Source organism: Caballeronia sp. Sq4a, from assembly GCF_023170545.1.
In the GTDB taxonomy this organism is placed as follows: domain Bacteria; phylum Pseudomonadota; class Gammaproteobacteria; order Burkholderiales; family Burkholderiaceae; genus Caballeronia.
In genome coordinates, this window is the sequence record NZ_CP084252.1 from 204,671 (window position 1) to 226,340 (window position 21,670).

Sequence of the window (21,670 nt, forward strand, 5' to 3'; positions counted from 1 at the left end):
GCAGCGACGCACGGTGATCGCGCAGTCTTTCGATGACCGTCATCGCTGAGCACACGGGCGTGCAATCAAAGTCGGGCGAGTTCAACGAGTCGCGGCCCTTGCAGCGCAACGTATGCCCGATCTCGAAGCGACGACGGAGAGCACGGCGGAAACGGCCAGACTGCCGCCGATGCACATCATGGCGACGACGAGCGCCCTCGCCAGGGTCGACGAATCCGGCGAATTCCCCGCGACACTGAAGAACACGCCGCCGATGACCGCGACGCCCAGTGCCGCGCTGATTTGCAACGCCGAATTCGTGATGCCCGCGATCATCCCGGAACCGGTCGCCGGCGCGCGATTGATGACCGAGCGCACGAGCGTCGGCAGCGCCCAGCCTTGACCGAATCCCAGCAGCGCGACCGCCGCGATCAGCGGAACCTGAGCCGGCATCTGTCCGGGCGCGCCGCCCACGAGCGCGGCAAGGAGCAGGCACCCGGCGACTTCGAGCATCATGCCGATGGCAGGGACGCGGTCGCCGAAGAGGCGAATGGCGAGCGGGGTCGTGAGCGGCCCGATGAACGCGCCGACCCCGAACGGCAGGAAAACCAGCCCGGTCTCGAATGGGCTCATGCCGAGTCCGGCCTGAAGGTAGACGGAGAACGTCAGAAAGAAGGCCGAGACGACGTAGAAGAAGAGCACGCCTGTGAGCCCGCTCATCAGGCCCGGTCTGCGGACGAGCTCCATGCTCACGAGGGGCACGCCGCCTCGACGGGCGTAAGTCACCTCATACCGGCAGAAGCCTGCCCCGGCCACGGGGCACGCGATCAACATTGCGCAGGCCCACCACGGCCAATTCAGCTCGCGCCCTTCGACCAGCGGCACGATAAGCAAGCCCAGGGTGAGCGCGCAAAGCAGCACGCCGATGCGGTCGACAGGTGCGGGGCTGTCACCGCGGACGTCGGGGAGCAAGGGCAATCCAAAGAACAGGACGGCGACGACGACGGGCAAGTTGATCAAAAAGACGACGCGCCATTCCAGGTGAAAGACGTTCGCGGAGATCAACGCACCGCCGAGCGCCTGCGCGGCGACGGCAGCGAGTCCCACCGCCGCGCCGTAGAGGCCCAGCGCGCGCGGGCGTTCTTTCTCCGGGAACAGGGCGTGAATGGAGGCCAGTCCTTGCGGCGCCATCGCGGCGGCGCTCAGGCCCTGCGCCACGCGGCCGAGGATCAGCATGGCGGGCGACGATGCGAGGCCGCAGATCACCGATGTTAGCCCGAAGCCCAAGACGCCGATCAGGAAGATGCGCCGTCGGCCGAAGAGATCGCCTAGCCGTCCTCCGGTGATCAGGAAGACCGCGTAGGCCGCGGCGTATCCGGAGATGACGAGTTGCAGTTCAGCAGCGTTCGTGTGGAGCGTGCTTTGAATGGAGGGCAGCGCGACGTTCACGATGAAGAAATCGAGCGGAGGCAGAAACGCGCCCACCAGCAAGACCGCGAACGCCGACCATCGACGCGTGGAGGAGGTTGTCGTATGCATGAAGTTGGCTCCGCGGACCGCGTCAGGCCGGACGGCCGAAGCGTTCCGTTCCCATGACCGGATGCCAGTTCTGAAGCGGCGTGGCGTAGTGCATGGTGAAGGTGCGTTCGAGAAATGCCCAGCGGCCTTCGCGCCGTTGATAGACGTCGCGGTACTGGCCGCTCACCTGGAGCGGGCCCTGATCGACGTCATAGAAAAGACAGTCCGCCGCTACCACGCCGTGGCCGTTGTCACCGTCTACCGTAATCAGGGCGTTCGCCATCCAGTGATGCATGTGAGGCATGCGCTTCATGTTGATGCGTGCTTGCGCCAGGATCGCCTCCAGGCCCTCGGAGTTGCCGTTCGCGCCCAGGAGCAGTTTGGAATCGGGATGCCAGAGCGTGGCCAGCAGGTCGATGTTCATGGTGTCGAACGCCTCGGCGTAGCTGGCGATCAGCGCGTCGATGGCAAAGCGGCTTTCGATGGCGTCAAGGCGTGCTTCGAGTTCTTTGGACATGGGATAATTTAGATACCGAGTGGTATAAAAATAAAGAAAAAAATGCGGGGTTCGTGTGGTGACCCCGCGCTGCTTCGGATTAGATACCGAGTGGTACAAATATAGAGGCGCGCCGAAGGGCGTGTCAACCGCATTTTTTTCGGCGCTGCCATGCTCAAGCGCTCTCAAGCCGCGACTTGATCGAACATTGTGTATCGACTAGTATGTATATTTTCACTCACGGGGATGTTCATGGTTCAGCGGGGCCGGCCACGCACGTTCGACCGCGATGCGGCGATCATTTCGGCGATGCACCTGTTCTGGGAACATGGCTATGAATCGACGTCTTTATCGCAATTGAAGGCGGCGATGGGCGGGGGCATCTCGGCTCCGAGCTTCTATGCGGCCTTCGAGTCCAAGGAGGCGCTGTACAAGGAGGCGCTGGAGCGATACATGGAGATTTACGGCAAGGTGACCCGGAGTCTCCATGACACGTCGCTTCCGCCACGGGAGGCCGTGTTCCTGGCGCTGCTCCGGTCGGCAAAGATGCAGACTGAAAGCGGCCACCCGAAAGGCTGCATGGTCGCGCTGGGTGTCGTCGGAGCCAGCTCCGTCGGCAGCGAAGCCGTCACCCAGTTGCTTCGCGAGGTGCGCAGTCGCACGCGCGCCGGCTTTCGCGCCTGCGTGGCGCGCGGCATCAAGAGCGGGGAACTGCGCAGCAGCACCGATGCGGCATCGCTGTCCATCGCGTTCGACTGCTTTTTCCAGGGACTCTCTGTGCTCGCCCGCGATCGCGTTCGGTACGCCGTCATCGAGAAGGCCGTGAACGACGCGATGGGAATGTGGGATGCCGCACGCGACCGGCCGATGCCTAAGGACATCGGCGCAACGTAGTACGGACCCATTGTGCCTGAGCCCCCCGCCTTGCAAGCCCTCACGTCGTCACGCGGGAGACTGACAGGACTCCGCCGCGAGCAGGCTCAGCACGAGCAGAATGGCGTTCTGATTGTCCGCGCTGATCGCAATGCCCAGCACGCCGCATATCCATCGTCCGATCTTGGTCTGCGCGAAGTCTTCGCTGTGCGCGGACTTCTTCAGCGTGACGCCGAGCTTCACCGCACGATAGTGGTACGAAGGAATGTGATGCCGCGATGCGATGCCGAACAGGCCGCCCTTGCCGCCCGAACACCAGCCGAGCGTGCCCGCGAGCACGAGCTGTTCGTACTTGTCCAGTCCGCCGATGAACTGGCGCGCAAGCTGCCGCACGCGCGCTTCGTCGAGCCCGTGCTGCATCAGTACTGACTGAACGGGATCGTCGACTGCGTGCGCGTGCTCGTCCACCTGCTCGCCGATGCCTTCCACTTCCATCGACACATCGCGCTGATTGCTCGCGCTGCGCAGGCAGTCGATCAGAAAGCGCCTGAAGTAGGCACACACCGCATAGCCGCTCGACGGCGCGCTCTGGTCGCTCGCGTGCGATTCGGTATGGCCGGGTTCGAGGCGCAGCACTTTCGAATAGATGAATTGCGCAATGAGTTCTTCCTTGTCCTCGCGCAGCGCTTGCAGCTCGGGCGGGTAATAAGAGCGCAACGCGCTCTTCACGAGGGTGTAGATCGACACCATCTCATCGTGGGAGAGATGCGTGCGCCGCCGCCACAGGTCGGTGAGCATCGAGCTTGCGCCGCTCTCCTGGACGGCGTTCATGGTCAGAGTCTCCATCTCGTCAATCCCCCAATAACGGTGGCAACGTGATGAGTATGGTTTTCTCCGGCAAAGCGACCAATATGTATTAAGTAATAGCCGTCGTCTAAACCCTCGGGTAAACCGGTTCAGCCAGCGGACCAGCCGGATCATGCGTGTGGCCACGCCATCGCAAACTTCGGATCGTCCGCCCGCTTTTCGATGTCACCCGGGACGGCAACGTGAGAAGGGGATGACAGAATGCATGGCGATCAACAGCAACGCGAGATCGACAACGATCTCGCCAGGGCGCTCTATGCTGCCGACCCCGTCTCCTTCCTCACGCACGGTTGCGCGATCGCGCTTCTCGGCGCGGTGTATCTCGCTCGACCCGACGCCGGGCGGCTGCCCGCGCTTTGCATCCTGTTCTACGGGATGGCGAACTGTCTCGCGATCGGCCTCTGGGCGATGCGGCGCTACCGGCCGTCGTTCTGCGACGCGCGCCGTTGGATCGACCTGCACGCGCTGAGGAACGTCGCGCTGCACGTCGCGCCGGGCTTGTCCATATGGTTCGCATTCCATGACGATTCGGTCGAGCTTGCCGCCGCTCACACGGTGCTGCTCGTCGCGCTCGCGGCGCTCGCCTTCGTGGCGAACGGCCTCAGCCGGCTCAACCTCTTGAGCGCCGTGCCGATACTGCTGGTGCCCGCCGCCGCGCTTCATCTCGCGCAGCCGTCTTCCGGCCGGCCCGAACTGGCGGCCGTGCTGCTTGTCTTCATGTTTGCGTTGCATCTGTTCGCCGCGCAGTACCGCGCGTTCTTCCGCGGCATCGTCGAGGCGCGCGTCGATCAGCAGCGCCTCGCGGAAACGATCGCCCGCCAGAAAGGCGTGATCGAGGAAGCGAGCCTCGCCAAGACGCGCTTCTTCGCGGCGGCGAGCCATGACTTGCGCCAACCGCTTCATGCGATCGGACTGCTCGCGCAAGCGCTCGCCGATGGCCACGCGAGCGAAGCGGAGCGCGATGAAACGGCGCAGCACATTATTTGCAATGTCGAAGCGCTGAATCAGCTCTTCAATCAGGTACTGGACCTCGCGCGCATCGAAAGCGGCGTAACGCAGATGATTTCCCAGCACTTTCGCATGGACGAACTGCTCGCGCGCATCGAGCGGCAGTTCCGCCCGGCCGCCGCCGCGAAGGGCCTGTCGTTGCGCATCGCGCCGACCACGCGCATCGCGTTCACGGATCCCGTGCTGCTCGAACGCGTGATTGCGAATCTCGTGTCGAACGCGGTGCGCTACACGGAGCGCGGGTCCGTCTGGATCGGCGTGCGCAACGGCGCGAGCCGCGAACGTTGCTTCGTCGAGGTGCGCGATTCGGGCATCGGCATCGCGCCGCATGAGCACGAACTCGTATTCGAGGACTTCTATCAGGTGCCGCAGCCGCATCACGTCTTGCGTCAGGGTCATGGCCTCGGGCTTGCCACCGTGCGGCGGCTCACGCGTCTTCTGGGCGAGGAGTTGACATTGCGGTCGGACCTCGGCCGCGGAACGACGGTTCGGGTGCCCGTCAGGACCGGAGATGCGGCTCTCGTGAACGTGAGCCTCGCTGCGCCGCTCGCGACCAGCGCGTTCGTCGAGGGTCGCCGCGTGCTGTGCGTCGACGACGATCCCGCCAATCTCGACGCGCTCGGCACCTTGCTCACGCGCTGGGGCTGCGTCGTGCGCGGTTGCCGCGACGAACTCGCCGCGGTGCGCGCGATTTCCGACGGTTTCGTGCCGGAACTGCTCCTGTGCGATTACCAGATCGGCCGCTTGCAAACCGGCGTCGGCGTGCTGCAGGCCGTGCGCGAGGCATTGCGCCGGCGCGGACACGAGGAGCCCGCATGCGTCGTCATCACCGGCGACATGGCGTCTCCCGAACTCGTGGCGCTGGCGGCCGGTGGCTTGCCGGTGCTGCACAAGCCCGTCACGCCGACGCGCCTGCGCCGCACGCTCGAGGCGATGCTGCAGCCGCGCGGCCGCGAGAACGAGGCGGCGTGAAGCGCGTGCGCGAGCCTGCGCCGGAGCGTGCGTGCCGAGTCGTCAGCCGAGGTTGCCGCGCATGCCGAGCGCGCGCAGATATTGACCGGCGACCTCGGACGCACCGTAGTGCACGACCGTCTGGTCGACCAGCGCCCACACGGAACCGCCGCCGAGCCGCACGCGCCGGCAGAAAGAGAGGTCTTCGGACAAATAGGCCCCGTGTTCTTCGATGGTGTCGAAGAAGCCGTAGAAGCGGCCGTCGGGCAGCGCGCCGCGATACTGTTCGGGCGGCGCATAACATCGCGTGAACGGCAGGGCGATGTCGAAAGCATCCCGCCGCGCGAGGAAGATGCCCGTGCCCACGTGCTCCGCCTCGACGAAGCCGTCCGTCACCCGCGCGCGGCCATCGTCCGTCGTCTTGATCCGCACCGTGTAGTCGGCGTGCTTTTCGAGGAACTCGCGCAGCGACAAGCCCTGGTCCGTTTCGCCGATCCGCTTGTCCAGATTCACGCGCCGGTACGGATACGCGACGCCCGCCACGCACTTGCCCGCGTCAAGCAGCTTCATGACGGCTTGCGGCGGAAACTGCATGTCGGTGTCGAGGAAGAGCAGATGCGAGAACTCCGCGTGCGCGACGAAGTAGCTCGCGAACAAGTTGCGCGCGCGAATGATGTGCGACGAGCCGACGTGCATCGTCTGAAAGCCGCAGCCGGCATCGGTCAGCGCGCGGGCCGCTTGCATCAGCGAGAAGGCGAAGTTGACGTGAACCTCGTCGTGATGCGTCGGCAGCGCAATGAGCACATTCGGCGCGCTCACAGGTCGCGCCCCGTCTGCAGCCAGCCGTTGATGAGCGCGATCGCCGAAGAGCGGTTGCGCACGCCGAGCGCCCGGAAAATCACCGAGAGGTGCACTTTGACCGTGCCTTCGGCCACCTGCAATTCCCTCGCGATCATCTTGTTCGTGCAGCCGCGATGCACGAGCCGCATGATCTCGCGCTGGCGCGGCGAGAGGTTTTCCATCAGATGCACGTGATGCGGCTCCAGCGGCGCGGCGGGCGTGCTCCGGATGGGCCGCGACGTCTCGGCGGGCGCGGGCCGCGCCGCGCCGGAACCGTTCGGCGCGCCGGTGTTGATGAGGCTCAGCGCTTCGATGGGCACATACGCGCCGCCCGAGAGGACGAGCTCGATGGCCTTGACCATCACATTGGCCGGCTCGCGCTTGGGCACGAACCCGAGCGCGCCCGCGGCGAGCACCGCGCGCATTTCATCGACCGACTCTTCCGCCGACAGCACGACGAGCGGCAGCGCGGGATTGGCCTTCAGGAGCGCCGCCAGCGACGACGCGCTCGCCATGCCGGACATATGCAGGTCGACGATCGCCAGATCGTGATTCGCCTCCGGGTGAGCGGCGGCGGCGAGCGTCTCCCAGTTGTCGGCCTCGTCGAACTGCGCATCCGGGTCGATGCTGCGCAACAGCGACTTGACGGCCTGGCGGATCAGCTCATGGTCGTCGGCGACGAGAAACCTCATGTTTTCTCCCGCGAATGTCGTGTTTCAGGGTGAATCGTCGACACACAGATCAGGATCGCTGACCACGCAATCGGCGCCCGGCATGGCCGGGCCGCCGCGCACGCGCACCGCCGACTCCCTCGCGGAGATGCGCAGGCCTTTGGGCAGCAGCACCCACATCTGCGTCGCCTGCTTCATTGTGCTCGCCTTCTGCTGCGCCTTCTCGCCTGTGCCGAAGAAATAATCGGCACGCACCGCGCCGCGTATCGCGCCGCCCGCGTCCTGCGCCATCAGAAGCCGCGCGAGCGGCGACGCGCCCTCGCTCGCGTCGATGAAAACCGGCGCGCCGAGCGGCGTCGTGCGCGGATCGACGGCCGCCGACCGTTCCGGCGACAGCGGCACGCCGAGCGCGCCGATCGGCCCGGCGGACGAATCGGGGATGGTCCGAAAGAACACGTAGCTCGGGTCCGAGGACGCGAAGGCATAGCCGAGCGGAGCCGCGCCCGATAGCGGCGGCGCTGCGGGCACGGTCGGCAGATTGGCCGTATGAGCGGATAAGGTCTCGGCGTGCGCTGAACCGGCCGCCGTCATTACAGGCGAAGTGCTCACGCGCGCCGGCCGGACCGCGGGCGTCGCGCTCTTAGCCAGATTGAAGCCGCGCAAGAGCGGCGAATCGGGCGGGTTGTCGGCGCGGGCGGCGTCGGGTGGATCGGCATAGGCATCGGCATCGGCGGCGCCACGCAGCAGTTGCGACTGCGGCGCGTCGTCGGAGGCGAGGGCATCGACGTGATCCGGCGCGTTCTGCATGCTCACGCTCCCTTCGTCCAGGTCGATTTCGACGCCGCGCACCAGCACCTTGCGGCCCTTGGTCGACGCACTCGCCACGGGCGGATTGAACGCGAAGCCGTTCTGCTCGGCATAGGCGAGCCGGATGACGCTCACGCCGTCCGGCAGCACGATCTTGCCGGCGCCCTGCAATTGCATCGCGTAGAGCATCGCCGGATCGGCGACATAGGCGAGCACCGGCGCGTCGATCCTGCCACGCTCGATCTGCGCGCGCGAGTAATACGGCACGATGCGGTTTCCTTCGAGACGCAGCCGCAGCTTCTTGTCGCGGATATCGGGCACGCTGTTGCCGAGCTGGAGCGCATAGACGCCTTTCGCGTTGCCGGGCGAGACGGCCGCGAGCGGCACGACCGTGCGCCCCTCGATGCGCGCCATGACCGGCTCGGTGCGCGCATTGGGCGGCAGACGACGCGAATCGAGGAACAGCATGTCGCGCGGCACGCCATAGACCGGATACACATACGGCGCGCCGTACTTGCGGCTGCCGCGCAGCACAGGCTCGTAGTAGCCCGTCAGCACGCCGCGCGAGGACTTGTCGACGTTGCGGATCTGATAAACCGTGAAGTTGTCTTCGAAGAAGCGGCGCACCGCGGCGGTGTTCTTCGAATCGACGCTGCGCGAAGCCGAGCATGGCGCGGCCCACGCCGGCTTGCCGCTCAGCACCGCGCAGCCGCGGCGGAATGCATCCCAGGATTGCGCGACGTCATCGCTCGTCCAGCCCGGCACGCTGGCGAACGGCACCGGCGTGTAGAGCGCGTTTCTCGTGGCGAAGGGCGCGGCGGCGGCGGAATACGATGCCGACGGACTCGCGGGAAGCGGATTCACGATGCCCGGCTCCGGCCCCGATCCCGCCGCGCTGACGATGCGTGTCTCCTCCGCCGGCCCGGCAAGCGCGGGCGCGCGGTCGCGGGCCTCCAGAATTTGCTCGGACTGCGTAGCTTGCGGCCGGGGCGGGTTCGCGCATCCCGCCAGAACGCCCGCGATCATCGCGATGAAGACCGGCAGGCTCGCGCGCGATCCCGCGCCTGCATCGACAGCGGAACGCTCAGGCGCGGCTTCGGGAGATGCGCCGGGCGCGCCGCCCGACTCCGCGGCCGCGCCGCGCGCTCTTGATGTCATGATGCCCTCGTCCTGCCGTGAACGGCTTTCGCATGCCGCGCCGCGCGTCATCGGGCGGGCGGCGCGAATCGCTATTTAGACGAACGGACGACATCGATTTTGAAGGCTGCGGCGCCATACGCGACAGGACACGACGGCGCCGCGCTGCCGCATGACGGCACGCCCGCGAACGGCGAGGCGGTGATGGTGCGCTGCGCCGCCGCAGCCTGCTGCGCTTCCGTTGAGAGACTCGCGAACACGGAATCGTGCGTCAGGTTGAGCGCGGAAAAATCTCGCGGCGCGGCCGACACGATGACGACGAAGTGATTCGCGCCGACGGGCTCGCCCGCTTCCATCGGCCAGCTCGGGCGCGGCAGCGTGAGGCGCTTTCCCGCGTTGATGCGGTTGTCGCGGTCCAGTTCGTTGGGGAAGAGCTGCAAGTACTGATTCCCCGGATCGACGACGAACACGTAGACATAGCCGTCGCGGCTGCTGGTAAGCGAGAAGCGCAGCCGGTCACGGCCGATGACGGCGCGCGCGAGCGGCACGTCGACCTTCACGGCTATCGACGGATCGGCGAGCGACACGATGCGAGCGAACTCGCCGGCGGGCGAGTACGGCGGAACGGCTGGCGGCGGCGCGGGGGGATTCGGCGCGGCGCGCCCGCCCCCGTCTTCGGCGGATCGAGCCGCTACGACTGTCGATGCGGGCGGCGGCGCGTTCGCCGAAGCCGGAGCGGAGGCCGGCGCAGCCGCGCCGCTCGCGATGCGACCCGCGCCGCCCGCACCGGCGCCAAACGGCGCGTGCGCAGGCGGCTTGAGCGCCAGAAAACCCAGCACGGCTGCCGCCACCAACCCGATCCCGCCGAGCGCCCAGCCGATGCGCCTGCGCACGCCGCCCCGCGCGAGAGCCTTGCCGCTGGCCGTCTGCCTGACCGAAGAATCATCCAGCGTGATGCCGAGCTCGGCGGCGAACTGCCGGTCCGTCTGCGGCCGGTTGCCCGGCTGGACGGCGAGAGCATGATCGATCGCCTTCAGGAAAGCGGGCGAGTAGCGCCCGGCGGCGATGCGCGCGAGCGGCTGGTAGCTGTCCTTCACCATGCGGCCGACGGACGGCGGCGGCGTCCTGCCGGTGATCGCAAAGTAGACGAGCGCGGCGAGCGCGTAGTGATCGGTCCACGGTCCCTGCCTGAGCGACGGTATTTCGGCGTACTGTTCGATCGGCGCGTAGCCCGGCTTGAGAATCACCGTGAGCGCCTGCGTCATGTCGCCGATCACGCGCCGCGCCGCGCCGAAGTCGAGCAGCACGGGCCGGTTGCTCTCTTCGAGCAGGATGATGTTGTCGGGGGCGATGTCGCGGTGAAAGCAGTCGGCTGCGTGGAGCACCGCGAGCGCATCGAGGAGCGGCGTGAGCAGCGCGCGCAGCCACGCCTCGTCGGGCGGCTGCTTCATGGCCTGAAGCGCCGCTTTGAGCGTCACGCCCTTGTAGTACGGCATGACCATGTAAGCCGTGCCGTTCGCTTCCCAGAAGCGGTACACCTTCACGAGCGACTGATGATCGAAGCGCGCGAGCAGCCGCGCCTCGTCGTTGATGAAGCTCTTGAGCCCCGCGCGGAACATGCTTTCGTGACGCTCGGACTTCACCTTCACCTGCGTCGAGCCGACGCGCGCGGCGAGCGCGGACGGCATGTATTCCTTCAGCGCGACATGGCGGCCGAGCGAGGTGTCGAACGCCAGATAGACGATGCCGAAGCCGCCTTCGCCGATCAGCCCGACGATCTCGAACTCGCCGAGCCGCGTGCCGGGCGGCAGGACGTTGTGGGTGGCCCGCGCATCCGGCGCATTCGACGCATTCGGCGCATTCGGCGCGCCCGAGAACGACGCGCGCGCGCCGCCGACGATCACCGTCTTGTCGTCCTCGTCGTTGCGTTCGGTCTTGCTGCCGTTTTGCTCGTCGTCCGGAAGCCTGCCGGTCGCATTCATGGTCCGCAGTCCCGCAACATCGTGGTGAAAAGCGCCGTGTCCGGCAGGCCGTACACCGGCCACACGGTGAACGGGCGCGGCGGGCGGTCCGGGGCTTCGGGGGCTTCGGGCGCATCGTCCGGTTCGCCTTGCGCCGAGGTCCACATGCTCATGCCGTAGACCTCGGTTTCCCAGACCGACGCGAAGATGCGGGCGAGCGCGTCGGGCAACGCCTGCGCCGACTGCACGGTCCACGGCTCGTTCAGGACGGCGGCGCGCGAGGCCGGGCGCGGCGGCGATGTCACCGGCACGGGCAAGAGAGCGAGTTGTTCGTCGAGATGCTCGATGCTGTGGTCGAAATCGAGCGCCGCGAGCGCCACGCGCTCGATCGCCGAGAGCCATTGCCAGAGCGCGGCGATTTCGGCGCCCGTCGCGGGCGCGGAAGGCAGCGGCGTCGCGATCGTCAGCGGGAAATGCCGCCCGACGCGGTCCACCGACGCCATCACCACGCCCGTCCAGCACGACGGAAGCGTCGGCGCGATGGCGCCCGGCATCGCGAAGAAGCGCCACACCGGGCACGTCAGATAGAGATCGAGCCAGTCCTGCCCGAGCGCGAGCTGCGTTTCGGCGACGCGCTGCGCGAGCCACGCGTCCCACGGCGCGACGAACGCGTCGGAGAGGCGGCGCGCGGTGAAATCGCCGAGCGAGGGCAGCTTGCCGTACCAGCCGGCGATGTTCGCGGCGGCGTCCGGGAGCGCATTGCCGAGATCGTTGCTCATAGGCGTTCGGGACAGGAAAAGGCGCGCAGGTCCGCGAACCGGAACGGATTCTCGACGCTGTTGGCCGTCACCTCGAAGCGCGCCTTGCGGCCTTCGACATCGAAGGTCACGATGAACCGCTCGGGCTGCCCGGTCGGCTGGACGTCGAGCCGGTCGAACATGCGAAAGAGCGCCCACGGGCCCTCGAACATCAGGTTGCCGGCACCGCTCGAAGGCGGCGGCGTCAGTTGCAGGCTCACGCGGCCGGAGCCGCGCGCGCCGGGCCACTGGATCGTCGTCGCGATCTGCGGGCCGTGGGCGTACGTGAGCACTTGCCCGTCGACGTCGAGCGTGAAGGAGAGAATCGTCGGGTCCATGTCGAGCGGCTTGAACTGCAGCGCGAGCGCGGGCGTCTTGCCGCCCGCGCGGAAAAAGACGCTGCGGATGGTCGCGGCGCGCTCGAACTGCGCGAGCCCGGCGGGGCTGATCTGCATCGCCGACGAATCGGATTTCTTGAACGCCCACGGTTTCGCGGAGACGTCGACGTCCTGCGCGAGGTTCTTCTGAAAGAAGTCGTCGAACTTGCCGCCCGGCGCGAAAAGCGCGCCGAAGTCTTCCGGCAGCACGTCGTTGGCGGAACCGGGGTTGAACGGATAGCGCCCGCCCACCGCGCGGGTGCAGAAGGCCGAGATCGACTCCTTCAGGTCTGCCGACAGATTCACGCGGCGCGCCTGCTGCGTCTGCGCCGCGCCCTGGCTGCCGAGATCGAGCAGCGCCGTGCGGATGGGCTCGGGCAGGCGCGCGGCCTGCGTGCGCAGCTTCGCGGGCGCGTCCGAGGGCGGCGGCGCGGTCTTCTGCTGCAACGCTTCGTCGGTCGTCGCGAGGTAGGTGTAGACGTCGTTGATCAGGGCGAGCGTCTGCGTGATGGGCGCGGGCTGCCCGGCGCCCGGGCTCGTCACCAGCGCGCGCAGGCCGGCGAAGCGGTCATCGACGATGCTCTCCAGCCGCGTGCCCGGCGCGACCGGCGCGATGCGCGTCGGGTCCGGGCCGCCGATGATCTTGAGCAACTGCTCGCGGGCGGCCGTGATCTTGTCGTTGGCCTTGTCGACGACGGTCGTTTCGCCCTCCGGCCTCGCCCCGAGCGTCGTTTCGCGCGATGCGGCCTTCACCAGCATCGCGAGCGGCGAATCCGCCGCGGACAGGATGCGCGCGATCTGCACCGACTGCGAGAGATTGTCCGAGCGGACGATGCGCACGTCGTTCAGAAACTCGGTCCAGGTCCGGGCGTAGTCTTCCAGATAGAGCAGCCGCACGTCTTCCGTCAGGCGCTGCATCGCCGCGGGATCGCCGCGCGGCAGGCCGCTCTCGTCGCGGATGCCGAGCACCCACGGCTGCTCCGCGGCGAGCTGCGCCGAGACCTGATCGACGGCCTTGAGAAACGCCTTGTGATAGCCGTCGAACGAATACAGGCCCGGCACGCCGCTCGTGAGCGGCTTGCCGCTCGCGCGCACGAACACGAGCGAAGCGTTCGGGCCGCCCGCGCGCGCCACGGTGAATTCGGGATAGTCCGCGCCGACGCCCTGCTGCTTCACGCGCCCGTACACGCGCTGCGCGAGCGTGCTGGTGGCGAGCATCGCGCGCAGGTGCGCGACGAGGCGCTCGTCGAACGGCAGATTGGGATGCACCACGCCGCGCGCGAACAGGGTGTCGAGATGCGCGGCGAGCGCCGCGCGCTGCGCGTTGCCGACCTCGCGGGGCAGCGTGCGGTCCCAGTCGGTGACGATCCACGTCTTGAGTGCATCGGCATCCTGATGATCGGGCTGGTTGAGCATCAGATACGCCTTCAGCGACTCGTACGCGTAGCCGGGGTTCGACGGACTCGCGCCGCGCGCCTGTTCCTCGATGCGCGCCGCGAGCTTCGGCAGGAACAGGTCGGTCAGCAGCCGTTCGTAGGCGCTGTTCGCGGCGGCGTCGAGCTTCGCGCCTTGCCACAGGCCGAGTTGCATCGCGAGCGGCGGGTGCGCCGCGTCGACCTGCGGCGTCGAAGCGAGATTGTGCACCGCCGTAAGCAACGGCAGCAGCGCGACGAGACTTTCGTTTGCCGCCGACGTGCCCGCCGCCGCCTGTTTTGCCGCATGCGCGGCCTGATCGACATAGGCGACGTACGCCCGGTTGCGCAGATAGCTCGCGCCCCAGAACGCGAGCACGCACGCGCACACGGCGGCGATCGCCGCATAGGCCGTGAGCCGCAGCACGTGCCGCCGCCGCGCCCATTGCAGGTTCGATCCGGCGAGGCCCTGTTCCGCGAACACGACCTGCGTGAGCAGCCGTTCGATGAAATAGCTGCGCCCGCTCGACGGACGCGGCGGCTGCACGCCGCGCTCGATGCCGAACGCGCGCGCGAGCGAGCCCATCACGCGGTCGATGGGCGTGCCTTCCTGCGTGCCGCTCGTGAAATAGACGCCGCGCGCGAGCGGAAACTCGCCGTGCTTCGACTGAAGGAAGATCGCGCGCAGGGCGTCGGCCAGAACCGGCTTCAGCGCCGCGAACTGCTGCGGAAAGCCCATGATCGCCGCGCGCTGCGCGAGGCCGGTTTCGGCGTTCAGCCGCTCGGGCAGGCGAGCGACGAGGCGCGCTTCGAGCGCGTTGAGTTCGGCGTCGACGTGCGCGGAAAAGCCGGCCACGCCTTCCGGGTGCTTGGCATCGTATGGAAACGTGAAGCCGAAAACCTGCGCGCGCTCGTCCTTCGTCAGGTCCGCGAAGAACTCCGTGAAGCCCGCGAGCAGGTCCGTCTTGGTGACGAGCACGTACACCGGAAAGCGCGTGCCGAGCGCCTGCATCAGCTCGCGCATGCGCGCCCTTAAAGTCGCGGCCATGTCCTCGATGCCCGCGGGCGTCGCGGCGAGCAAATCGGGCACGGCGAGCGTGAGCAGCACGCCGTTGATCGGCTGACGCGGGCGCGTCTTGCGCAAGAGCGCGAGAAAGCCTTGCCACGCCGTCTGATCCGTCTCGCGGTCGCTTTCGTGCGTCGTGTAGCGGCCGGCCGTGTCGATCAGCACCGCGTCGTCGGTGAACCACCAGTCGCAGTTGCGCGTGCCGCCCACGCCGCGAATCTTGTCGGTGCCGAAGCGCTCGGCGAGCGGAAAGCGCAGGCCCGAGTGCAGCAGCGCGGTCGTCTTGCCCGCGCCCGGCGCGCCGATGAACATGTACCACGGCAACTGATACAGATACTGCCGGCCCGAGAGCGTGATCCAGTCGCGCCAGCCCGGCTTGCCGCCCGATGCCGCGACGCGCGCCTCGCGCAGCGCGGCGAGCGCCTCGTCGAAGCGCGCCGCGAGCGTCGCGACTTCTGCTTCGCCCGGCGTCGGCGCGGCGGCGGACGCGCGCGGCGGCTCGGGCCGCGCGGCCAGTCCCGAGACGAGCGCCGCCTGCGTGCGGCGCGCGCGCCATGCCGCCCACGCGTGCCGCAGCACGAGCAGCAACGCCACGCCGCCGATCGCGATGAAGCGCGCCTCGCGCGATTCGAGCGGATAGCTGCCCGCGAACGACACGAGCGGTCCGGCAATCCAGATCGCGCCGCTCACGAGCAGCAGGCCGACCGCGAGCAGCACCAGCGGATGGAAGATGATCGAGAAGAGCTTTTTCATGTCAGGCCCCGGGCTTCGCGAACAGCGTCACCTCGACGCGCCGGTTGCGCGCGCGGCCGGCCGGCGAATCGTTGGGCGCGACGGGATCGGCGTCGCCCTTGCCTTCGGCCTTGAGTCGCGTCGCGGGCACGGTGGACGCGAGCAGGTCGCGGACGTTCGCGGCGCGCTCCTGCGAAAGCTCCCAGTTCGACGGATAGCGCGCCGAGCGGATCGGGCGGTCGTCCGTATGGCCCGTGACGAGCACGTTTCCCGGCACGGCGTTCAGGGCCGCCGCGATGCGTCCGATGAGCGGCCGCACCTGCGCCGACACTTCCGCGCTGCCGGGCTGAAAGACGTTGTCGCCGCGCAGCGTCACCACCGACCGATCGACGCGGTCATCGACGGAAACGAGTCCGTCGCGGATTTCCGGCGCGAGCAGTTCGGCGAGACGCGGCCTGGCGGCCTGCGTGACCACAAGCGGCCGCTGCGCGCCTGCCCGGATCGACGAGATGGTGTCGAACGCGGGATCGGAGAGGCGGCCGAGGCGGAAGCTCATCGTCAGATACGCGGCCGCGAGCACCAGCAGCGCGAACGCGCCGACCACCCACACCGGCAGCACGTCGGTGGCGCGCCGCCGCGCGGTCGGCACGCCTTCCCAGTGCGGCGAGAGCGCGCGCTCCGGCTCCCCGCGCTCCTTGCGAATGAGCTGATAGAGCCGCGCGCGGATCGCATCGAGCGTCTGCTTGCCTTGCGCCGCCACGCGATAGCGTCCCTCGAAGCCGAGCGCGAGGATCATGCTCGCCAGTTCCAGCAAATGCAGATGCTGCGCCGGTTTCTGCGCGAGCCGGCCGAGCAGTTGAAAGACCTTCTCGCCGCCCCACGCCTCGTTATGGAATGTCACGAGCAGGCTCTGGCGCGCCCATACGCCGGCGCCCCACGGCGTGCCCGAGGCGGCTTCGTCGAGCATCGTGCAGACCATGTAGCGCGCCGCCGTCAGTTGCTCGGTCGTGACGCCGTTGGCGCGGGCCTGCGCCTCGAAGCGCCGCACGCCCTCCGCGAGCGAATCGCGCAGCGCGGCGGGATCGGCGCACGCGCTCATCGCGCGAATGCGCGGCGCGAGTTGCAGCAGCGGCGCGCAAGCGGCGACCAGCGGATTGACCGCGCCGCCCTGCGCGAACGCGGCATCGAAGGCATGCGTGCCCATATCGGGCGCGGCGCTCGCCGTGAACGGCCCTTGCGTGCTCCCGCTCGTTCCCGCGCGGCGGCGCGCGCCGGGATTGGGCTTGATCTTCGTCTGGTCGGACTCGAATCCGGCGAAGGGGTCGTCGTCGTTCGTCATGTCGTTCGTCATGTCGCGCGTCATGTCGCTCGATCGCCTCCGTGATCGCGTTGACCTCGGCTCGGTCAGTGGCGGATCGCCCAGAACTCCAGCTCCAGCGCCGGAAACTCGCCCGCGATGTACATCGCCAGATTGCCGGTCTGCTCCAGCTCCTTCCACAGCTCGCCGCCGCGATCCAGTTCGAAGTACGAATAACCGGCGTGAAACGGAATCTGGCGCGGCGCGACCGGCATCGCGCGCAGTCCGATGCCGGGCAGCGCCAGATTCACGAGATCGCGCAGCTTTTCGGCCGGCGCGACCTTGACCTGCGTCGGGAACCGCGTGCGCAGCGCCTCGCCCGGCATCTGCGCGCTGGCGGCGAGCACGAAGCCGGCCGTGCGCACCAGATCGAGGTCGTTGATGACCGCGACGCGCACGCCCGGCTTGCGGCTCTGCAACTCGATGGCGATGGCGTTCGGCTCCGGCACTTGCGCGAGCAGCTGGCGCAGGTCGCGCATGAGCGGCTCGAAGGAACTGGCGAGATCGTCGTGCCGGTACGGCGGATAGGCGAGCACGCGGCGGCGCTCGTCGAACGCGGCGAGATCGCCCGCCATCGCGAGCATCGTCTGATACAACCGCTCGGGATGCAGCAGCGGCACCTGAAGCAGATGCGCGAACTGCGGCTCGAAACGGTTCAGCGTCTGCAAGAGCAGGAAGTCGGCGATTTCGGAGACGCCGCCTCGTCCCGGATTCGCGATATGTCGCGCGAGCCGGTCCGCATGCTGATGCAGCAGCCCCGCGATTTCCTGCGCGTAGCCGAGGAGACGGGCGTCGGCGAGCGCGTGCAGCATCGGCGGGATGTAGCTCGGGTCGAGCATCACGCGGTTGTCCGCGCGCCGCTCCAGCACGCGCGCGACGCCGATGGTCACGAACGCGTCGGTGCGGTCGCGCGCCAGCATGAGCCGCACGTTCGGCGCGCCGACGCGGATCTGCGCCACGCGGTCGGTGCTGGTCGTGACGTCGGCGACGGAGGTGTCGGTCGTGCGGTAGCGCAGCGCGTCGGCGTGGCCGTTCACGAGCGAGGCCGTCCCGTCCGGGTCGAACTCCTTTGCGCCGGCGCGCGCCACCGGCAGCGCGAGCAGCACCGTTTCGTCGCGCGCGCCGGGCGGAATGTCGAGCGGCAGCGGCGCGCTGGCATCGTCGGGAAAGGAGAACGCCGTGCCGTCGGGCAGCACGCCGAACGCGGAGGCGAGCGCGACCTTGCCGAGCCCGAGCGCGACTTCATCGAGCATCATCGACGCCCAGCCCCACGACCACGCTTCGGTCGCGCGCGCGTGCGAGCGAATGAGATGCTCGACGAAGCGGTCGTGCTGCTGAAAGTGCTGAGGTTCGAGGAACAGCCCCTCGGACCAGATCGTGCGTTGATGCCAGGTCATGGTGGCTCGTGTCCGCTTCGCTGGTTTCGATGCCGCGCCGCCGCCGACGTCCGCCCGGAACACCCGGCGGCCGGCGGCCGGCGCAGACGCGACAGCTCTCTTCGGAGAACGATCGAGCGGTGCGGATTTGCAAGTGGCGCGCGGCCAGAATCATTTGCCGGGCTTGGGCGCAGGCGCGCTGGCTTGCTGCGCGGCGACCGAGACATCGGCGCGGTCTACGCGCACGCTGACCACCGTCGTCTGGTTCGGCGGCACGGGAACGGTCGCCCGCCAGCGCGAGTGCTCGATGTCGCGATAGGCCGACATGACCGCCACGAACTTCGTGCCCGGCTGCACCGCCAGTTCGACGCTTTGGCGCTCGCCGGGCTTGAGCAGAAATTCGTTCTTCGCGTTGAGATCGGCGCCGAGCGTCGCCTGATCCTTGCCGTAGAGCGTGAAGAAGTCGGCGCTGTCGAAGGCGGCCGTCGCCTTGAGTTCGTAGACGCGAACCAGCACCGGCGATGGCCGCCCCGTGTGGTCCGGGTTGACCTGGTCGAGGGCATGCACGTCGACGCGCACGACAGTCGGCGGCGGGGGAGCCGGCGGTGGCGACTTGCACGCCGCGACGCCGAGCGCGCACAGCGCGGCAATGCCGAGTAAAAGCATGCCGCGCGTGCTCGCGAGGACGGCGAGGCGCGCGCATCGGTCCCGGCCTTCGTCGCGCGAAATCGGATCGACGTTTCGCATGAGTCGCTCTGTGTGCCTGCAAACACAGCACCAGACGAACCATGCCGCCGCTTTTTTCAAATCGGGCGCGGTGGTTCGTCTAGTCGTGGCATCGCGGCGGCTGCCTGCCGCTTCTCGCCGGTGCCACGTCAGGGTCGCGGAGGAGCGCATTCGTGATAGCGATCGATGAAAACGCGTCGGCTCGTGTCGAGGCCGATGCAGGCGCGCCCGCACGCGGCACGCCACAGCGGGCTTGCGTCGCGCTCGCGTTCTTCGCGGCGCTCGCGCTGGCATCGCTCGCCGCGCACGCGCAACGCGCGCCGGGCGCTCGGGATTCTGGCTGCGCGCCGGATGCGGCGGGCATGCAACTCGCCTTCAACGATTTGCGCGAGCCGGGCGTGCAGATCGCGCAGGGCATCTCGACGCGGACGGACGCGCCGGCTGCGCCGGCGTCGGTCGCCGCGCGCGAACCCGCAAAGAGCGGCGCGGGCGATGCGATCAGTACAGCGAATCAGGCGCCCGACGCGCCGGCCGCCAGCGGCGCGCGCAAGGCGCCGGCGCCGGCCGCCGCGCGCAAAACCACCAAGAACGACGCGGGCGCTACGCTCAGTACAGCGAATCAGGCGCCGGACGCGCCGCTCACGCCCGCCGCCCGCGCCGCCGAAGCCCGCGTGCGCGACGCCGAAACCATCGCCACGCTGTCGCAGGAAGGGCAACTGCTGCTCGCGCGCGATCAGGTGAAACTCGACGGCTATGCGTACTGCAGCATGTCGGTCGCGGCCGCCGAGCGCGGCGATTTCCGCGAGAGCATCGAGGCGGCTTCGCGGGCGCTCGTCGTCGCGCGGCAGACGGACAACGCGAATCTCGCCGCGCTTTCGCGGCGCGACCTCGCTATCGCCTACAGCTACGCCGGCGATCTCGACGATGCCGAGCGCTACGCGAAAGAAGCCATCGCTGCCGGCGCGAAGAATCCCGAACAGGTGCTCGCGCCCGCTCACAAGGTGCTCGGCGACATCGCGGCGCGGCGCGGCGATCCGCAAGCCGCGCTTGTGGAGTATCGCGCGGCGCTTGCGACGGCATCGCCCCGTTATCGGCCGATGGTGCTGCTCTCGATCACCAACGGGCAGATCGCCGCGGGCGATCCGACAGGCGCGCGGGCCACGTTCGAACAGACGGCCGCGGTCAGCGGCACCTTGCTCGGGCCGTTGCGCAAGCGCATCGAAGGCAATCTGCTGCTGGCCGAAAACAAGCCCGAAGCGGCGCTCGCCGCATTTGCCGCGAGCGCGACGAAGACCGGCACCGACGCCAACTACGACAACCTGTGGGCGCACGAAGGCATGGGCCGGGCGTATCTCGCGCTCGGCCAGCGCAAGGCGGCGCGCGCCGCGTGGCTCGCCGCGCTCGACGATTCGGAATCGATCCGCGCCCGCTTTCGCAGCGACGAGTTCAAGACCGGACTCTTTTCCGACACGCAGACGGTGTTCGAGGAAACCATCGCGCTCGTGGTCGACGACGGCGACTATCCGCTCGCGTGGACGCTCTCGGAACGGAGCCGCGGGCGGGCGCTGCTCGATGTCGTTCGCAACCGGCTCGCCAGCCAGGTCGATGAGACCCAGTTGAACGGCCGCACGCTCTCGCTCGACGAGGTGCGCGGCGCGCTGCATCCCGGCGAGGCGATCGTCGAATATCACGGCCTGCCGGATCGGCTGATCGCGTGGGTCGTGCGCGCGGACGGCATACAGGGTTTTACGCTGCCGATCCCGCGCAACGACATGTCGCTCGCCGTCGGCGACTTCCGCAACGCGATCATCCGCGGGCGGCCGCAAGCGATCACCTACGGCACGAAGCTCGACGCGCTGCTGATCCGGCCACTCGGCCTGCGAGGGGACGAGCGGCTCGTCATCGTGCCCAACGGCGCGCTGCACTACATGCCGTTTCAGGCGCTGAAGAACGAGCAGGGCTTTCTGATTCAGCGTCACGCGATGGCGCTCGCGCCGTCGGCGAGCATCGCGGTGCAACTCGTGCGGCGTCAGCAGCGAGTCGCGAGCAACCTCGTCGCGTTCGGCAATCCGCGCATCTCGCCGCAATTCGACCTGCCGGGCGCCGAGGCCGAAGTCCGCGCGATCGGGCCGCTTTTCGCAGAGCGCGACACCTTCCTGCAAAGCGACGTCACGCGCAAGACGTTCAGCGAGAACGCGCCGGGAGGCCGCATCGTCCATGTGGCGACGCACGCTCAGGCCGACACCATCGATCCGCTGCATTCGCGGGTGCTGCTCGCGCCCTCGACACAGCCCGCCGACGGCCCCGATCCGCTGCTCGCCGCCGACATCTACAACCTCAGGTTCGATTCGGTCGCGCTCGTCACGCTGTCCGCGTGCGAGACGGCGCTCGGGCGCATCGAGCGCGGCGACGAGATCATGGGCTTCACGCGCGCGTTCTTCTATGCGGGCGCGTCCGCGCTGCTCGTCTCGATGTGGCCGGTCGCCGACGAATCGACGGCGCTCACGATGAGCACGTTCTACGGCGCCCTCACGAAAGGCGAGCAGGCGATCGACGCGATGCGCGCCGCGCAGCTCGCGGTGCTGGCCGACAGCCGGTTCGCCCATCCGTTCTATTGGGCGCCCTTCGACCTGATGGGCGACTGGCGGCTTTCGGTCGCCCGCTGACCTGCCGTTGGCGGGCAAGACATGCCGGCGCCGCGCGCGGTGCCGGTCCGACA

General features: G+C 68.3%; 15 protein-coding genes. 3 read left to right on the top strand and 12 right to left on the bottom strand.

The genetic code is table 11. The features are described 5' to 3' along the window. Window positions 1-81: 81 nt before the first annotated feature. Entirely contained in the window at window positions 82-1,518 is a 1,437-nt protein-coding gene (locus tag LDZ24_RS20505; protein WP_248323949.1) for an MFS transporter, read from the bottom strand. A gap of 22 nt (window positions 1,519-1,540) precedes the next feature. Further along, a complete protein-coding gene (locus tag LDZ24_RS20510; RefSeq protein ID WP_248323950.1) occupies window positions 1,541-2,014 on the bottom strand; it encodes a nuclear transport factor 2 family protein in 474 nt (157 codons plus the stop codon). Between the two features lie 231 nt (window positions 2,015-2,245). Here LDZ24_RS20510 and LDZ24_RS20515 point away from each other — a divergent pair, with 231 nt between their 5' ends. Beyond that, window positions 2,246-2,887, top strand: coding sequence for a TetR/AcrR family transcriptional regulator (locus tag LDZ24_RS20515; RefSeq protein WP_248323951.1), 642 nt, complete (start codon window positions 2,246-2,248; stop codon window positions 2,885-2,887). Window positions 2,888-2,935: 48 nt separating this feature from the next. On the opposite strand, the gene LDZ24_RS20520 is transcribed toward LDZ24_RS20515, so the two are convergent. Next, window positions 2,936-3,697 (bottom strand): hypothetical protein, encoded by a 762-nt coding sequence (locus LDZ24_RS20520; RefSeq protein WP_248323952.1) that lies wholly within the window; start codon window positions 3,695-3,697, stop codon window positions 2,936-2,938. Between the two features lie 237 nt (window positions 3,698-3,934). Between LDZ24_RS20520 and LDZ24_RS20525 the strand changes: the two genes are divergently transcribed. Continuing rightward, window positions 3,935-5,713 carry a hybrid sensor histidine kinase/response regulator gene (locus LDZ24_RS20525; protein WP_248323953.1) on the top strand — a complete coding sequence of 593 codons (1,779 nt, stop codon included), beginning with the start codon at window positions 3,935-3,937 and terminating at the stop codon, window positions 5,711-5,713. Window positions 5,714-5,755: 42 nt separating this feature from the next. Here the strand turns inward: LDZ24_RS20525 and LDZ24_RS20530 are convergent, their stop codons facing one another. The 9 genes from LDZ24_RS20530 to tssJ all read right to left on the bottom strand — a co-directional run bounded on the left by LDZ24_RS20530 (window position 5,756) and on the right by tssJ (window position 18,972). After that, window positions 5,756-6,511, bottom strand: coding sequence for a hypothetical protein (locus LDZ24_RS20530; RefSeq protein ID WP_248323954.1), 756 nt, complete (start codon window positions 6,509-6,511; stop codon window positions 5,756-5,758). Continuing rightward, the gene (locus tag LDZ24_RS20535; protein ID WP_248323955.1) at window positions 6,508-7,224 is read right to left on the bottom strand and encodes a response regulator transcription factor; all 717 of its coding nucleotides are present in this window, start codon (window positions 7,222-7,224) and stop codon (window positions 6,508-6,510) included. Before LDZ24_RS20535 ends, LDZ24_RS20530 begins: the two co-directional genes overlap by 4 nt. 24 nt (window positions 7,225-7,248) lie before the next feature. After that, a complete protein-coding gene (locus LDZ24_RS20540; RefSeq protein ID WP_248323956.1) occupies window positions 7,249-9,168 on the bottom strand; it encodes a murein transglycosylase A in 1,920 nt (639 codons plus the stop codon). A gap of 71 nt (window positions 9,169-9,239) precedes the next feature. Beyond that, complete coding sequence (locus LDZ24_RS20545; protein WP_248323957.1) at window positions 9,240-11,129, bottom strand: serine/threonine-protein kinase; 1,890 nt, start codon at window positions 11,127-11,129, stop codon at window positions 9,240-9,242. After that, complete coding sequence (gene tagF / locus LDZ24_RS20550) at window positions 11,126-11,887, bottom strand: type VI secretion system-associated protein TagF (protein WP_248323958.1); 762 nt, start codon at window positions 11,885-11,887, stop codon at window positions 11,126-11,128. The genes LDZ24_RS20545 and tagF overlap by 4 nt, the downstream gene beginning before the upstream one ends. Next, window positions 11,884-15,513 (bottom strand): type VI secretion system membrane subunit TssM, encoded by a 3,630-nt coding sequence (tssM, locus tag LDZ24_RS20555; protein WP_248323959.1) that lies wholly within the window; start codon window positions 15,511-15,513, stop codon window positions 11,884-11,886. The genes tagF and tssM overlap by 4 nt, the downstream gene beginning before the upstream one ends. A 1-nt stretch (window position 15,514) precedes the next feature. Further along, complete coding sequence (locus LDZ24_RS20560) at window positions 15,515-16,855, bottom strand: DotU family type VI secretion system protein (protein ID WP_248323960.1); 1,341 nt, start codon at window positions 16,853-16,855, stop codon at window positions 15,515-15,517. A 41-nt stretch (window positions 16,856-16,896) separates the two neighbouring features. Next, window positions 16,897-18,246: a type VI secretion system baseplate subunit TssK gene (gene tssK / locus LDZ24_RS20565; protein WP_248323961.1), complete on the bottom strand. Its 1,350-nt coding sequence runs from the start codon at window positions 18,244-18,246 to the stop codon at window positions 16,897-16,899. 150 nt (window positions 18,247-18,396) lie between these two features. Next, window positions 18,397-18,972, bottom strand: coding sequence for a type VI secretion system lipoprotein TssJ (gene tssJ, locus LDZ24_RS20570; RefSeq protein WP_248323962.1), 576 nt, complete (start codon window positions 18,970-18,972; stop codon window positions 18,397-18,399). Window positions 18,973-19,124: 152 nt separating this feature from the next. Between tssJ and LDZ24_RS20575 the strand changes: the two genes are divergently transcribed. Then, window positions 19,125-21,617, top strand: a complete 2,493-nt coding sequence (locus LDZ24_RS20575; RefSeq protein WP_248323963.1) for a CHAT domain-containing protein — start codon at window positions 19,125-19,127, stop codon at window positions 21,615-21,617. The last annotated feature ends 53 nt before the right edge of the window (window positions 21,618-21,670 follow it).

Coding starts and splice junctions, on each gene's coding strand:
- LDZ24_RS20505 (WP_248323949.1), bottom strand. CDS start 1,518: ATGCATACGACAACCTCCTCCACGCGTCGATGGTCGGCGTTCGCGGTC.
- LDZ24_RS20510 (WP_248323950.1), bottom strand. CDS start 2,014: ATGTCCAAAGAACTCGAAGCACGCCTTGACGCCATCGAAAGCCGCTTT.
- LDZ24_RS20515 (WP_248323951.1), top strand. CDS start 2,246: ATGGTTCAGCGGGGCCGGCCACGCACGTTCGACCGCGATGCGGCGATC.
- LDZ24_RS20520 (WP_248323952.1), bottom strand. CDS start 3,697: ATGAACGCCGTCCAGGAGAGCGGCGCAAGCTCGATGCTCACCGACCTG.
- LDZ24_RS20525 (WP_248323953.1), top strand. CDS start 3,935: ATGCATGGCGATCAACAGCAACGCGAGATCGACAACGATCTCGCCAGG.
- LDZ24_RS20535 (WP_248323955.1), bottom strand. CDS start 7,224: ATGAGGTTTCTCGTCGCCGACGACCATGAGCTGATCCGCCAGGCCGTC.
- LDZ24_RS20540 (WP_248323956.1), bottom strand. CDS start 9,168: ATGACATCAAGAGCGCGCGGCGCGGCCGCGGAGTCGGGCGGCGCGCCC.
- LDZ24_RS20545 (WP_248323957.1), bottom strand. CDS start 11,129: ATGAATGCGACCGGCAGGCTTCCGGACGACGAGCAAAACGGCAGCAAG.
- tagF (WP_248323958.1), bottom strand. CDS start 11,887: ATGAGCAACGATCTCGGCAATGCGCTCCCGGACGCCGCCGCGAACATC.
- tssM (WP_248323959.1), bottom strand. CDS start 15,513: ATGAAAAAGCTCTTCTCGATCATCTTCCATCCGCTGGTGCTGCTCGCG.
- LDZ24_RS20560 (WP_248323960.1), bottom strand. CDS start 16,855: ATGACGCGCGACATGACGAACGACATGACGAACGACGACGACCCCTTC.
- tssK (WP_248323961.1), bottom strand. CDS start 18,246: ATGACCTGGCATCAACGCACGATCTGGTCCGAGGGGCTGTTCCTCGAA.
- tssJ (WP_248323962.1), bottom strand. CDS start 18,972: ATGCGAAACGTCGATCCGATTTCGCGCGACGAAGGCCGGGACCGATGC.